Here is a 13,280-nt window from a genome sequence, read left to right as displayed (position 1 = left end):
CGTACCATGTGGAAAATTTTTGTGTACCTTATTCCCGGATAGGCCCCGCCATGACCCACGTTGTAACTGAAGCCTGTATTAAATGCCGCTACACCGACTGCGTTGACGTTTGCCCGGTCGACTGCTTTCACATTGGCCCCAACTTTTTGGTGATTGACCCCGACGAGTGCATTGACTGCGCCGTATGCGTCGCCGAATGCCCAGCCGAAGCCATTTACGCCGAAGAAGACCTGCCGCAAGACCAAATGGACTTCATTCGCATCAATGCCGAGCTGGCGGCCGAGTGGGAAGTCATCTCGAAGAGCATGGGCGCGTTGCCCGACGCCGACGAATGGAAAGACAAGCCCAACAAGCGTGATCTGCTTGAGCGTTGAACGCAAGTCAATCGCTTGCAGACCCACCGGGCAGCCAAGCTGCCTGGGCTTTAAGACAGGAACTCACCATGCATAAAAACTGGATTGCCGGCGAATGGGTCGGTGCCTCGAACGTACAGCAAAACATCAACCCCTCCGACCTGAACGATGTGGTGGGCGAATATGTGCGCGCCTCGGCCGACGAAGTCGAAGCGGCTGTTTCTGCGGCCTATCAGGCCTGGCCCAACTGGTCGTTAAGCACACCGCAACAACGGTTTGACGCGCTTGATTTTGTGGGCACCGAGCTGCTGGCCCGTAAGGCGGAACTGGGAGAGTTGCTGGCGCGCGAAGAAGGCAAGACATTGCCCGAAGCCATTGCCGAAGTCGCCCGCGCCGGCCAGATTTTTAAGTTTTTTGCCGGCGAAGCCCTGCGTATTACAGGCGATGCTATCGCCTCGGTACGCCCGGGTATCCAGGTCGAGGTCACCCGAGAACCACTGGGGGTTGTGGGCATCATCACCCCCTGGAATTTCCCCATTGCCATCCCCGCCTGGAAAATCGCACCGGCATTGGCCTACGGCAATTGCGTTGTGTTCAAGCCGGCCGACCTGGTCCCGGGCTCGGCCTGGGCGCTGGCCGAAATCATCAGCCGAAGCGGGCTGCCGGGTGGCGTGTTCAATCTGGTCATGGGCCGCGGTTCGGTGGTGGGCGCAGCGTTTATCGACGACCCGCGCGTTACCGCCATTACCTTTACGGGTTCGGTGGGTACGGGCCACGGCATTTTGCAGCAAGCTGCGCAAAAACAGAAAAAAGTCCAACTTGAACTTGGCGGCAAAAACCCGCTGGTTATTCTTGACGATGCCGACCTCGAAACCGCACTCGATTGCGCGATTCAGGGGGCGTTTTACTCGACTGGCCAACGTTGTACGGCCAGCAGCCGTATCATTGTCGAAAAAGGTATTTACGACCAGTTTACCGACACGCTGGCCAAACGCACGGCGGCCTTGCGCGTGGGTCATGCCCTGGATGCCAATACTCAAATTGGGCCGGTGGCCGATGCCTCGCAACTGCAGCAAGACCTGGATTACGTCAAAATCGGGCAAGACGAAGGCGCGCAGTTGCTGTGCGGCGGGCAAACACTCGAAGGCAAAACACCGGGCTACTACTTCAGCCCGGCCGTACTGGCCCATGCCACTAATAACATGCGGGTTTCGCGCGAAGAAATTTTTGGCCCCGTAGCCACGGTTATTAAAGCCGACGACTACGACCACGCTCTGGCCCTGGCCAACGATACCGAGTTTGGTTTGAGCTCGGGCATTTGCACGCAGTCGCTGAAACGCGCCACGCATTTCAAGCGGGCCATTCAGGCCGGCATGACCATGGTCAATGTCCCCACAGCCGGGGTCGACTACCACGTGCCGTTTGGCGGCCGCAAGGGCTCAAGCTATGGCCCGCGCGAGCAAGGCCGTTATGCGCAAGAGTTTTTCACGATTGTAAAAACAGCCTATACCAAGGCGTAAAAGCAAGCGCTAAAAACCGGCGGCCTTTTGGCTAGCCGGTTTTTTTATTTCACCATGGGTGCGGCTATTGCAGCGCGATTGACGATCTGCTCGAAGGATTCTGCGCTGTGCAGCACCGCATCGAACGGAGGGATATCGCCGAAAATCATGCCAGCCATCGCTTCATAATCTTTTCTAAGCGCCTCTCGCATCGCCGCATTCGGTGTCAGCGTAAATGTACCGGCTACTGCACTGTCGAGCCCCAAATCGGCGCTGCCAAAGAACAGCCTCGCATGGTTGGCGCAGTCGGTCGCCAGCACGTGATCCTCCTGCCAGGCGGCCGCTAACGGCGCCTGCATCAGTTGATGCACGTCATAATAGTGACGCGAAACACGTTGTCCGCCGTGCCGTAGCTCACCGCGACGGTCATGCCACTGGCGTAGCCCGTGCAAGATCATGACCTTGTCCCAGAAGGTGCGTTCGGGTTTCACGGTAATTACGTTAGTCACGGTTAGGTCCAGGTCGGGCAAGTCCTTTATGACGTACGGAGTGACGGAAGCCGCGACATGCGGATCAAGCGCCGATTTGGCACCGGCCTCAATCTTGACCGCCGAGCGGATGTAGTCGCTGGTGGTGGCCGTGACGGAGGGATACCAGAACAGCAAACTCTGACCATCCTTATCGTCGGGGTCGAGTTCCAGCCGAAAGCGATTCTCGGGAATGACTGATGCCGCGAGATGCGTGAACTGCGCAGTCAATGGACCCGCGATATAGGCCTGGCACGCATTGCGGATGGCTTCAAGACGTGCTCGACGCTTCTTGCCACTCAGCGCATCCAGATCGGCAACTTCAGCCCCTTGCCCCAAGTCATCGCGGAACACCGTAATGTCGATATCTTCCGAAAATCGGGAGATCAGGCCGAAGGCCTTAGAGAGCGAGGTGCCGCCCTTGAACAGCAGGCGGGGGCTACCCGCTTCCAGGCCGTTGAACAGCGCATCTAATGTCCAACAGACCCAGAAATCTTTTTCGATGTTCTGAACCGCTGTACCGAGCCGGGCTGAAGCACCAAGAAACAAGTCTCGCCGCTCGACGTCGCTAGCTGTGATGATGGTACTGAATGCTGGATTCACGGCTCCCCCCCGTGTTTGGCCGCGCTGCGGCGTGCAGGCGGAGATTTTTTGATGTCGAGAGTTTGGGGTATTGCTTGCCTTGCTTGCTGCGGGTCACACCCGGGGAGTTCTCGGATCAAACTTTGCATCCACGCCGGCAATGCATTGAAACCATCGAGCAGATCCTGGCGGATCGCCGGACCATGAACGGGATCAGCCAGCACTTTAGTCAACTTGCCCTTAACAGAAGAACGCTCCGAACTCAGTGTGTCCTTTAGCCAGTGCAGCGCCTGCACGACGCGCATGGCCGGGCGCCCCGCCCAGTAGAGACGACTGGGCGCCGTTTGCTTGAACTCGATGGTGAGCTTGTCGAGTTGAATCGCACGTCGACGGGTGTCGGTATGGATAGTGATGCGAGCGGGTACCGCGTCAGTCAAACCGAGATCATTGGCGGCGGTCATACCGTCAACCAGCAGGCGCAAGTGATCGCGACGGGCAATGGCTTCCGTCACCGCGCGGTAGTCTGGGGTTGTGGGGCGTTTGGTCAGGCTATTGATCTTGGGCCTGTCATACAGGCCTCTGTCGATGCGACGCAACTCCCCAGCCTGCACCATACGCTGCAGCGCCTTGTCGACGGCATCACGACTGCCCAAGTGCGCAAAGTCGGCTGGTACCCAAACTTGTCCGGGTTCAGCCGCTTCAATCAGAGCAGAGATGTGAGATTTGAGTGCGGACATTGCCTCTCCTGTCCGATATTTATATATTTTTTTCGGACATTTGGCAATGCATTGTCCGAAATTTGTAGTTTTATTTCGGACCTAATAAGTATTGACCAGGCCTTTGTTCAGGCCAGCCCCGCTATCGCTTCAGCCGCTAGCGACATCAGCGGCGGGCATTCTTTATATGGTTTACCAGCGGCCGGAGGCCCCGCCCCCGCCGCTGCTGCCGCCACCCCCTCCAAAACCTCCACCACCAAAGCCGCCGCCGAACCCGCCGGCGCCAAAGCCCCCTGCACCCATGCGAGCGGCGCGACGGCGCATACCACCGCCGCCTGGGCCGCCCTTGCCGCCGCCCCCTTTGTTTCGCCACGCGCGCAGCGCACGGCTGACAAAGAAGGCCGCGACGGCGCCGCCCAGGGCGATAAAAACATTGCCCCACACCACATAAAGCACAACACCGACTAACGGCGCGGCCACCCAGGGGATGGTGGCAAAAAAGAAGAACAACAAAAACAGAAGGCCCCAAAGGTCTGACGACTCGTCGTCGGTCGAAGCCGCGCTTGTTGCCGGCGGCGGAAGGTCTTCGCCGTCGACCAGACGGATCAGGCTGTCGACACCGGCCAGGACCCCGCCGGCAAAATCGCCAGCCTGAAAACGCGGTACGACCTGTTCACGAATAATGCGGCCGGCCAGCAAGTCGGGCACGGCACCTTCCAGCCCGTAACCTACCTCGATACGCAACGCCCGGTCGTCTTTGGCAATAACAAACAATATGCCGTCATCAACCGACTTGCGCCCCAACTGCCATTGCTCAAAGGCGCGCAAGGCGTATTGCTCGATGCTGTCAGTGCCGGTGGTGGGCACCATCAGAACGGCGACTTGCGCGCCCTTGCGCTGCTCTAGTGCCGCCAGGCGACTGTCGATAGCCTGCACCGCAGCGGCATCGAGCGTACCGGTAGTGTCGGTGACGCGGGCCTGCAACGGCGGCACGACAACGTCTTGCGCCAAGGCCGGGGCAGGCGCAAGGCCAAGAACGGCCGCCCAAATGAATACCGCAAACCATTTAACCCGCGTCATCATGACCGTGTTCAATTACCTGCCGGCGCCGCTGCACCGGGCACGTCAAACTTGACCTCGGGGTTACGCATGATTTCGGCTTGGCGGTCGACCCCGTAGTTTTCTTTCACGCCGTAACCAAATAACTTGGCCGTCAGCAGGGCCGGGAACTGCCGAATGTAGACGTTGTAGTCTTGCACCGCGCGCACGTAGCGGCCGCGCTCGGCGGCGATACGGTTTTCGGTGCCTTCAAGCTGGGTCATCAGGTCGCGGAACAGGCCGTCGCTTTTTAGTTGGGGATAGTTTTCTGACACCGCGATCAGCCGCGACAGTGCCGACGACAATTGCGCCTGGGCCTGCTCGAACTGCTGCATGACGGCCGGGTTCGACAGATCGTTGACCGTGACCTGGACTTTGCCCACTTGTGCACGCGCTTCGGTCACTTCGGTTAACACCGTACGCTCGTTGACCATATAGGCATTGACCGAACTGACCAGCTTGGGCACCAGCTCGGCTCGGCGCTCGTATTGGTTCAGGGTTTGCGACCAGGCCGCCTTGACCTGCTCATCGAGACGCTGGATCTCGTTGTAACCGCAGCCTGACAGCAGCAACGTAATAAAGGGCATGAGTAACCAAAGCAATGCGCGTTTCATGGGTGGCGTCCTTAAGTGCTGCAAAAATAAAAGCTTAACCTATATATGGGCTACAATACGGGCCTGCACGACGAGCCAGTCACCGTGCAGGTTGCGCGGCACAACATGCCCGCCGCACCCGGCCAGCCGGCCCGGTGCTCATTTATCGGCCGCCTTTTGCAGGCCGTTTTCTCGTCCGCCCAGACTGGTGTCGTTCACGACAAGGCTGTCGCCGGAGCCCTTCTTTTGTCTACCACTATAAATTTTGCCGACCTTGGGTTGGCCGAACCCCTTTTGCGTGCTGTTAACGATACCGGTTATACCGCACCCACCCCCATCCAGGCCCAGGCCATACCGCAAGTTATGAAAGGCGGCGACTTACTGGCCGCCGCGCAAACCGGTACCGGTAAAACCGCCGGCTTTACGCTGCCCATTTTGCACCGGCTGTTAAACAAGCCGTTGGCCAGCATGAAGGCCGGGCGCCCCCGTTGCCTGATTCTTACCCCAACCCGCGAGCTTACCGCCCAGGTTGAAGAGTCGGTACAGGTCTATGGCAAGCACACCTCGCTGCGCTCTATGGTGATGTTTGGCGGTGTCAATATCAACCCGCAAATCTCGGCTTTGCGCAAACCTGTCGATATCCTGGTAGCGACGCCCGGCCGCCTGCTTGACCACGCCCAGCAAAAAACCATCGACCTTTCCGGTGTTGAAATTCTGGTGCTGGACGAAGCCGACCGCATGCTCGACATGGGCTTCATTCGCGACATTCGCCGTATTCTGGCGTTGCTGCCTAAAACGCGCCAGAACCTGCTGTTCTCGGCCACGTTCTCTGACGAAATCCGCGAATTGGCCAAAGGCGTGCTGAACGACCCCCAGGAAATCTCTGTGGCGCGCCGCAACACCGCGTCTGAACTGGTTGACCAAAGCGTCGTGCTCACCGAACAATCGCACAAGCGCGACCTGCTCAGCCACATCATCCGCGAAAGCGGCTGGCATCAGGTGCTGGTGTTTACGCGCACGAAGCACGGCGCCAACCGCCTGGCCGAGAAACTCGTCAAAGACGGGCTGTCGGCAGCCGCTATTCATGGCAACAAAAGCCAGGCCGCCCGTACCCGCGCGCTGGCCGGCTTCAAAGACGGCAAAGTCGCCGTGTTGGTAGCCACCGATATCGCTGCGCGCGGCATCGATATTGACAGCCTGCCACATGTGGTCAACTTTGAGCTGCCCAACGTGCCCGAAGACTACGTTCACCGCATTGGTCGTACCGGCCGTGCGGGCAGCGAAGGCTCGGCGTTGTCGCTGGTAGACAAAACCGAAATCAAACTGCTGACGGCCATTGAAAAACTGATCCGCCGCCCGATCGAACGCACGACTATTGACGGCTGGACGCCCAGCATGGTCAAGCCCGACACCACCCCCGAGCGCCCGCCTCGCCCGACACAAGGCCGGCGCCACGGCGGCAGCCGCCCAGAAGGCAGCGGCCGGCCCGGCGGCGACCGCTCGGGCAACGGTCGTAGCGGCAGTGGACGACCCGGCGCCAACGCCCGCAGCGGCGCAGGGCGGCCTGCAGGCAATGGCGGGAACCGGTCTAACACTGGCCGGCCACACCGTTCGGGCGACGCCGGTTTCAGCACAGCCCGCTCGGGCAGCTAGTATCCGGTAGCGATGCACTGTTTGTTAACCGTTGTCATCAACGGTTAACTGCAGCGTTGGCATCCTTAAAAACATGAAGGGCGCATTAAGCAGGCCACGTGCACTGCCCAATGCGCCCTTCATGCGTATAGCGCCATGCATCAGGGAAAGACCCAATCTGCACGCGCTTTACGGGGCGAGTTGCGGTGATAGAATCAGTAACACCTGTTTTCACTTTCTGTCTTTCACCGGGGCCGCAGCATGCCTGAAGAAATCGGTTTCTTTTTCGAGAACCACCCCGACCCGATGCTCGTCTACGAGCCCGATAGCCTGCGCATCCTGGCGGCCAATCGCGCGGCCTCTGAAGTGTATGGCTACACGCACGAAGAGTTCCTGAACATGACGATTGCGGCCATACGGCCGCCCGAAGACGTGCCCCGCCTGCTGGCAATGGTCAAGCAGGTTGCAGGGCAGCGCGGCACCGGCAATATGTGGCGCCACCGCACCAAGGCCGGCAAAATTATATATGCCGACGTCCTGTCGCAACCCCTGGTCTACCACGGCACGCAGGCTCGGCTGGTCGTCATTCGCAACGTTACCGCCAACACTCACCTGCAAACCTTCGTCGAGGCGCTACCCGGCAAATTCATGGTTATCGATGCCAACGACCTTTCCATCGTGTCGGCCAGCGACGAATACCTTGCGGCCACCATGCGAAAGCGCGAAGAGATCAAAGGCCGCCACTTGTTCGAGGCCTTCCCGGCCGACCCGAACGACACGGACCTCGACGGCGTCACCGCTCTTCAACGCTCACTGACCCGCGTGGTAGAAAGCCGCCATACCGACAGTATGGCGGTACAGCGCTACCCCATTCCTCGCCCGCCCGAACTGGGTGGCGGGTTTGAAGAGCGCTTCTGGAGCACCGTCAACAGCCCTATTTTCGGATACGAAGGCAATGTCGCCTATATTGTTCATCGCGTTGAAGACGTCACCGAGTTTGTAAGGCTGGCCGAAAGCCATAACGATGGCGATATGGGCGCCGCCAACGCTCACTTGATCGAGAGCCACAACAAGCAACTGGCTACCGACATCTTGGTGCGATCGCGCGAACTGAAAGAAACCAACGCACGGCTGTCAGAGTACGAAGCCAATTTGCGCATGGCGCAACGTCTGCTGGGGCTGGGCATCTGGCGACTCAACATCGACACCAATGAAATTGTCTGGTCCGACAACATTTACACCATGTTCGGGCAAACGCCTGCCGGGTTTGGTCACTCGGTCGAGGCCTACACCGCCCTCATTCACCCGGGCGATCGCTCTGCGTTCGAGGCCTACGTGGCCGAGTACATGCGCAACCCCTTGCCCATGTTCGAACTCAACCACCGTATCGTGCGGCCCGACGGCAAAATCATCTATATACGCGGCGTCGCCGAACTGACCATCACACCCGACGGGCGGTTGCTGAACGGCGTTGTTCAAGACATCACCGCCGACGTTCAGGCGCGTCAGCAGTCGCTCATGCTGGCCCAGCGCCTGGCGCAAACGCTCGACAGCATGAGCGACGCGTTTTACCTGCTCGACAAGCAGTGGTGTTTTTCTTATATCAACGCCGAAGGCGAGCGCCTGCTGCGGCGCAATTATGACGACCTGATCGGGCGCAATCTATGGGCGGCCTTCCCCGAAGCGGCCGAATCCATCATCAAGACCGAATACGAAAAAGCCATTGCCGACGATACGGCGGTCGAATTTTCACTGTATTTCGCTCCTCTAAACACCTGGTTCGAGATCAACGCCTACCCCAGCTCCGAGGGCCTGGCGGTGTACTTCCGCGACGTCACCGAACGGCGGGAAATGGCCGAACGCCTGAACCAGTCACAAAAAATGGAGGCCATCGGCCAACTGACCGGCGGCATTGCGCACGATTTCAACAACCTGCTGACCGTTATTCTGGGTAACGCCGAACTGCTTAAAGAGTCGCTTGACGACCAGCCGTCGTTGCGGCTGTTTGCCGAAATGTCGGCCAGCGCGGCCGAACGCGGCGCGGAGCTGACCAACCGGCTGCTGGCCTTTGCACGACGCCAGGCGCTGGAACCCAAAGTCATCGACACCAACAAGCTGGTCAGCGGCATCGAAGGCCTGCTTCGACGCGCCCTGAACGAAGACATTGATATTGAACTGGTGCGGGGCGGCGGCGTGTGGCCGGCCGAGGTAGACCCCAGCCAGCTCGAATCGGCCATTTTGAACATGGCCATTAATGCGCGCGACGCCATGCCCGGCGGCGGCAAACTAACCATCGAAACCGCCAACGCCCGCCTTGACGACGCCTACGCCGAAAGTCACCCCGACGTCAAACCCGGCCAGTATGTCATGATTTCAGTGTCGGACACGGGCACCGGCATGCCCGCCGAGGTGATCGCCAAAGCTTTCGAGCCGTTCTACACCACCAAGCCCGCCGGCAAGGGCAGCGGGCTTGGGTTGTCGATGGTGTACGGGTTTGTAAAACAGTCCGGCGGGCACATCAAAATTTATTCGGAAATTGGCGAGGGCACGACCATCCGGCTGTACTTCCCCCGCGCCAACCCAACAGGCATTGACGACGCCTTCGAACCTGCCCGCGCGGTAGTACCCGGCCACGAACATATTTTGGTGGTCGAAGACGACGACCTGGTCCGCACGCATGTGGTCACCCAGCTTAAAGGCCTGGGTTACCGCGTCACCGAAGCGGCCAGCGGCCAGGTGGCACTAGACCTGATCAAACGCCATAACGATATCGACCTGCTGTTTACCGACGTGGTTATGCCAGGCGGCATGAATGGCCGCCAATTGGCCGATCAGGCCATGGCCCTGCGCCCGCAACTGAAGGTGCTGTATACGTCGGGTTACACCGAAAACGCCATTGTTCACCATGGGCGCTTAGACCAGGGTGTACACCTTTTGGCCAAACCCTACCGGCGTAGCGATTTGGCTGCCAAGCTTCGCAAGGCGCTGGGCTAAGCAAACCCCGGCTACAATGGGGGCTTGCTTTGCCCATGCCGTCGCCTGGCGCGACGGCGCTCAACCGCACTCACTCATTCATGTCATCCCTTATTGCCTCCGAAGTCGCCCGTCGGCGCACCTTTGCGATTATTTCCCACCCCGACGCGGGTAAAACCACGCTCACCGAAAAACTGCTGCTGTTCGCGGGCGCGATTCAAATCGCCGGTAGCGTCAAGGCCCGCAAGGCCAGCCGCCATGCGTCATCCGACTGGATGGAAATTGAAAAGCAGCGGGGCATTTCGGTGGCGTCGTCAGTCATGCAAATGGAATACCGCGATTGCGTGATCAACCTGCTCGACACCCCAGGGCACCAAGACTTCTCGGAAGATACCTACCGCGTGCTGACGGCGGTTGATGCGGCGTTGATGGTGATTGACGCGGCCAACGGCGTTGAGCCCCAAACCATCCGCCTGCTGCAAGTTTGCCGGGCGCGCAACACGCCCATCATCACGTTTATCAACAAGCTCGACCGCGAAGTCCAGGAGCCGCTGAATCTGCTGTCCGAGATCGAAGCGCACCTGGGCATGGATGCCGTGCCGTTTTCGTGGCCGGTGGGCATGGGCCGTTCGTTTGGCGGGGTGTTCGACATCCGCCGCGACCGCATGCGGGTGTTTCGCGCCGGGCAAGAGCGCCGCAGCGACGACGATGACCTGATCGAAGGGCGCAACAACCCGGAAATCGCCCAGCGCTTTGGCGATGCCTTTGCCAAAGCAAACGACGAGATCGAACTGATCGAAGCGGCCGCGCCCGAATTCGACCACGCCGCCTTTCTGGCCGGCAAACAAACCCCGGTATTCTTCGGCTCGGCCATCAATAATTTCGGCGTACAAGAAGTACTGGACGCCCTGGTCGACCTGGCGCCGCCACCCGGCCCGCGCGAGGCCGTACAACGCCTGGTGCAGCCCGACGAGCCCAAATTCAGCGGTGTCGTGTTCAAGGTGCAGGCCAATATGGACCCGGCCCACCGCGACCGCGTGGCGTTTGTGCGCGTCAGCTCGGGCGAATTCAACCGGGGGATGCGGCTTAAGGTTTCGCGCACCGGCAAAGAAATTCGCCCCAACAACGTGGTGTCTTTTTTATCGCAACGGCGTGAACTGGTCGAACAGGCGTACGCCGGCGACGTTATCGGTATCCCCAACCACGGCGTGCTGCACCTGGGCGACGTACTGACCGAAGGCGAAAACCTGCAATTTACCGGGCTGCCCTTCTTTGCCCCCGAACTCTTTCAAGCCGTTGAAGTCAAAGACCCTTTGCGTACCAAGCAATTGCGCACTGGCCTGACCCAACTGGGCGAAGAGGGTGCCATTCAGGTGTTCCGGCCCATTGCCGCAGGCGGCGCCTTGCTGCTGGGTGCAGTAGGCCAGTTGCAGTTCGAGGTCGTGGCTCATCGGCTCAAAACCGAGTATGGCGTCGAGGCCCGGATGATGTCGTCACGCTACAGTCTGGCGCGCTGGATTACCGCCGGCGATGCCAAAACGTTGCAGAAATTCATCGACAGCAACGCCGCCAATATTGCCTACGACGTGGTCGAGGCCCCGGCATTTCTGGCGTCGTCACAAGCGCAATTGCGCGTGGTACAAGAGCTCTACCCCGACATCACCTTCCACACCATGCGCGAGCATGGCGGCCAGGTGTTTACAAAGTAGTTCAAATTTTCAGCCTGTTTTTACGTTTGAATAGATGTGTTCACGTTCGGTTAGAAGCGAACGTTTTATACTTCGGATAACTTCAGCTACCAAGGTTTCGGATGTCCTGGCGTGTGATTTTTGCCGTTTTGGCCCTTTTTATGGCTGCCTCTGCCTGGAGCGGCTTGCGTCTGGGCGAATGGTTGGTCGCCAATGGCCCCCTGGCATCAGCCGCACCCGGCCGCCCCGAAATCGCGCCTGTACCGGTGCTCGACGCCGACGGCCAACCGTTTTCTGCACAACCCCCGCAGCCGTTGGTCAATGGCCGGCTGGCTATCCCCGAACCGTTCGAACCTGTCACCTGGGAAGTCGTCAACGAAAACCCCACAAGCTTGCTGGCCTCTAACGTTATTTCTATTGCCACAACGCGCATCACCATGGCCGAGGCCGAGCAAATTGCCGCCCTCGAAAGCGGGCGTCTGATGGGTATCGCCGATGTCGGCGACCTGATTTCTTCTATGGGCAAACAGGGCGGGCAACCCAATGCGCCGCTGCAACCCGTCGACATGCCCGACCAGCCCCCTGCGCCCACACCAGACAATGCCGGCGGCGTACCTGCCCAGCAAGGGCAACACCCGTCGGCCTGGCTGGCGCAACTGCGCACCGACTTGCAAGCCTGCAACGCGCAAAGCTTTTTTGACCGCCCCAGTTGCGCCTGGGCGGCGCGCAACAAATACTGCACCCCCAATAACGCCTGGGGCAAAGTCGAAGACTGCCCGGCCAAAAACTTTTAACAAAAGACGCAACGGCTGGTCCGACCATTGGTGCTCTCAATGATCATTATCCAGAGACATTTCTTACAGGGCGCCACCCGATTGTGCCTGCAGCCCATGATGCACACGACAAACAAAAAAGCCGCCCGGTTGAAGGCGGCTTTTTAACGAGATGGCAGAGCGGTTTTGTTGTGGCGCCAAACACTGCCTGACTTGGCCAACGCGGACTACCGCACGATGGCCCGGAACATTGATTACGACGCGTCGTGGCTCATTTGCGACTGCAGGTAGTTTTGCAGGCCGACCTTGTCGATCAGTTCGATCTGGGTTTCGAGCCAGTCGATATGCTCCTCGGTGTCGTCAAGAATGTCTTGAAACAGGTCGCGCGAGACGTAGTCGCGGACAGACTCGCAGTACGCAATGGCTTCTTTAACGGTGTCTTGTGCGCCCGATTCCAGTTTGAGGTCGCAGGCCAGCAATTCGGGAACGTCTTCGCCGATAAGCAGCTTGTGCAGGTCTTGCAGGTTGGGCAGGCCGTCGAGCATAAAAATGCGCTCGATCAGGCGGTCGGCGTGTTTCATTTCGCCGATAGACTCGTCGTATTCGTGTTTGCCCAGCTTGTCGAAGCCCCAATGATTAAGCATACGGGCATGCAGGAAGTACTGGTTGATGGCGGTCAGCTCGTTTTTGAGCTGCTTGTTTAAAAACTGGATTACGGTGGCGTCGCCTTTCATGTTTTTTCTCCTGGAGAGGGCAGACCTAAAGGCTACCACGCCATGATGAGAATTTCATTAAGGACGCGAAGAAAACAGCCACCCCGACGGGTACCGCCGGGGCATTGTTATG

The 13,280-nt window shown here is 59.2% G+C and carries 11 protein-coding genes; 6 read left to right on the top strand and 5 right to left on the bottom strand.

Annotated elements, in window-relative coordinates; genetic code table 11:
• Positions 1–50: 50 nt before the first annotated feature.
• Together fdxA and GTU67_RS04775 are read left to right on the top strand one after the other, a co-directional pair.
• Positions 51–374 (top strand): ferredoxin FdxA, encoded by a 324-nt coding sequence (fdxA, locus tag GTU67_RS04780; RefSeq protein WP_185778985.1) that lies wholly within the window; start codon positions 51–53, stop codon positions 372–374.
• A gap of 68 nt (positions 375–442) precedes the next feature.
• On the top strand, positions 443–1,873 hold the full coding sequence (locus tag GTU67_RS04775) for an aldehyde dehydrogenase family protein (protein ID WP_185778984.1): 1,431 nt from the start codon (positions 443–445) through the stop codon (positions 1,871–1,873).
• Between the two features lie 44 nt (positions 1,874–1,917).
• Here the strand turns inward: GTU67_RS04775 and GTU67_RS04770 are convergent, their stop codons facing one another.
• The 4 genes from GTU67_RS04770 to GTU67_RS04755 all read right to left on the bottom strand — a co-directional run bounded on the left by GTU67_RS04770 (position 1,918) and on the right by GTU67_RS04755 (position 5,389).
• On the bottom strand, positions 1,918–2,982 hold the full coding sequence (locus GTU67_RS04770) for a nucleotidyl transferase AbiEii/AbiGii toxin family protein (RefSeq protein WP_185778983.1): 1,065 nt from the start codon (positions 2,980–2,982) through the stop codon (positions 1,918–1,920).
• Positions 2,979–3,698 carry a DUF6088 family protein gene (locus GTU67_RS04765; protein ID WP_221893257.1) on the bottom strand — a complete coding sequence of 240 codons (720 nt, stop codon included), beginning with the start codon at positions 3,696–3,698 and terminating at the stop codon, positions 2,979–2,981. The genes GTU67_RS04770 and GTU67_RS04765 overlap by 4 nt, the downstream gene beginning before the upstream one ends.
• A gap of 171 nt (positions 3,699–3,869) precedes the next feature.
• Positions 3,870–4,760, bottom strand: coding sequence for a TPM domain-containing protein (locus tag GTU67_RS04760; RefSeq protein ID WP_221893275.1), 891 nt, complete (start codon positions 4,758–4,760; stop codon positions 3,870–3,872).
• Between the two features lie 8 nt (positions 4,761–4,768).
• Positions 4,769–5,389: a LemA family protein gene (locus GTU67_RS04755; protein WP_185778982.1), complete on the bottom strand. Its 621-nt coding sequence runs from the start codon at positions 5,387–5,389 to the stop codon at positions 4,769–4,771.
• Between the two features lie 225 nt (positions 5,390–5,614).
• Here GTU67_RS04755 and GTU67_RS04750 point away from each other — a divergent pair, with 225 nt between their 5' ends.
• The 4 genes from GTU67_RS04750 (at position 5,615) to GTU67_RS04735 (ending at position 12,455) form a co-directional block, all read left to right on the top strand.
• Positions 5,615–7,021 carry a DEAD/DEAH box helicase gene (locus tag GTU67_RS04750; RefSeq protein WP_185779037.1) on the top strand — a complete coding sequence of 469 codons (1,407 nt, stop codon included), beginning with the start codon at positions 5,615–5,617 and terminating at the stop codon, positions 7,019–7,021.
• Between the two features lie 240 nt (positions 7,022–7,261).
• The gene (locus GTU67_RS04745) at positions 7,262–9,994 is read left to right on the top strand and encodes a hybrid sensor histidine kinase/response regulator (RefSeq protein WP_185778981.1); all 2,733 of its coding nucleotides are present in this window, start codon (positions 7,262–7,264) and stop codon (positions 9,992–9,994) included.
• 80 nt (positions 9,995–10,074) lie between these two features.
• Complete coding sequence (locus GTU67_RS04740) at positions 10,075–11,682, top strand: peptide chain release factor 3 (RefSeq protein WP_185778980.1); 1,608 nt, start codon at positions 10,075–10,077, stop codon at positions 11,680–11,682.
• Between the two features lie 140 nt (positions 11,683–11,822).
• Positions 11,823–12,455 carry a hypothetical protein gene (locus GTU67_RS04735; protein WP_249417575.1) on the top strand — a complete coding sequence of 211 codons (633 nt, stop codon included), beginning with the start codon at positions 11,823–11,825 and terminating at the stop codon, positions 12,453–12,455.
• 233 nt (positions 12,456–12,688) lie between these two features.
• Here the strand turns inward: GTU67_RS04735 and bfr are convergent, their stop codons facing one another.
• Complete coding sequence (gene bfr / locus GTU67_RS04730) at positions 12,689–13,168, bottom strand: bacterioferritin (protein WP_185778978.1); 480 nt, start codon at positions 13,166–13,168, stop codon at positions 12,689–12,691.
• Positions 13,169–13,280 lie beyond the last annotated feature (112 nt).

The organism is Pusillimonas minor, from assembly GCF_014237865.1.
Taxonomy (GTDB): Bacteria; Pseudomonadota; Gammaproteobacteria; order Burkholderiales; family Burkholderiaceae_B; genus Neopusillimonas; species Neopusillimonas minor.
The sequence above is the reverse complement of the archived record's forward strand: the minus strand, read 5'-3'. Positions and strand labels throughout refer to the sequence as shown.